Source organism: Streptomyces phytophilus (assembly GCF_013870535.1).
GTDB lineage: Bacteria > Actinomycetota > Actinomycetes > Streptomycetales > Streptomycetaceae > Streptomyces > Streptomyces phytophilus.
In genome coordinates, this window is record NZ_JACBXC010001655.1 from 1 (window position 1) to 1,100 (window position 1,100).

Here is a 1,100-nt window from a genome sequence, read left to right on the forward strand (position 1 = left end):
GGTGGGCCCAGGCCGCGGGGGTGGCGACGCGGCCGCGGGGTGTGCGGGCCAGCAGCCCTTCGCGTACGAGGAAGGGCTCGGCGACCTCCTCGACGGTCTCCCGCTCCTCCCCCACCGCCACGGCCAGCGTGGACAGCCCGACGGGGCCGCCGGAGAAGAGCTTGAGCAGGGCACCGAGGACCGCGCGGTCGAGGCGGTCGAGGCCGCGGTCGTCGACCTCGTAGACCTCCAGGCCGCGGCCGGCGATCTCGCGCGTGATCACGCCGTCGGCCTTGACCTGGGCGTAGTCCCGCACGCGGCGCAGCAGGCGGTTCGCGATGCGGGGGGTGCCGCGGGAGCGGCCGGCGATCTCGGCGGCGCCGGCGGCGTCCACGGCGACGTCGAGGAGGTGGGCGGAGCGGTGCAGAACGCGCTCCAGCTCGGCCGGCGAGTAGAACTCCATGTGCCCGGTGAAGCCGAAGCGGTCGCGCAGCGGCGGAGGCAGCAGCCCGGCCCGGGTGGTGGCGCCGACCAGCGTGAAGGGGGGCAGCTCCAGCGGGATGGCGGTGGCGCCGGGGCCCTTGCCGACGATGACGTCGACGCGCAGGTCCTCCATCGCCATGTACAGCATCTCCTCGGCGGGACGCGACATGCGGTGCAGCTCGTCGAGGAAGAGGACCTCGCCCTCCTGGAGCGAGGAGAGGATGGCGGCCAGGTCGCCCGCGTGCTGGATGGCGGGGCCCGAGGTGATGCGGATCGGCGCGGCCATCTCGGCGGCGACGATCATCGCGAGCGTGGTCTTGCCGAGGCCGGGGGCGCCGGAGAGCAGCACGTGGTCGGCGGCGCCGCCGCGCTGGCGGGCGGCGCGCAGCACCAGGTCGAGCTGCTCGCGCACGCGCTCCTGGCCGACGAACTCGGCCAGGTCCTTGGGGCGCAGCGCGGTCTCCACCGCCCGGTCGTCGTCGGCGGCGGCCGAGTCCACCAGCCGCGGGTCGGCGTCCTCCCAGGTCATCGTGGATCCGTCCGTCGTGGTTCTGGTGCCGGTGCGGTGCGTCGTACGCCCCGGGAGCGGGGCGGCGTCATCGGGTGCGGTTCAGGGTCTGCAGGGCCGCGCGCAGCAG

The 1,100-nt window shown here is 75.5% G+C and carries 1 protein-coding gene; it reads right to left on the bottom strand.

The features are described 5' to 3' along the window. The coding region (gene ruvB / locus H5J30_RS34990; RefSeq protein ID WP_181791825.1) for a Holliday junction branch migration DNA helicase RuvB at window positions 1-991 on the bottom strand (991 nt) is incomplete at its 3' end. Window positions 992-1,100: the final 109 nt, after the last annotated feature.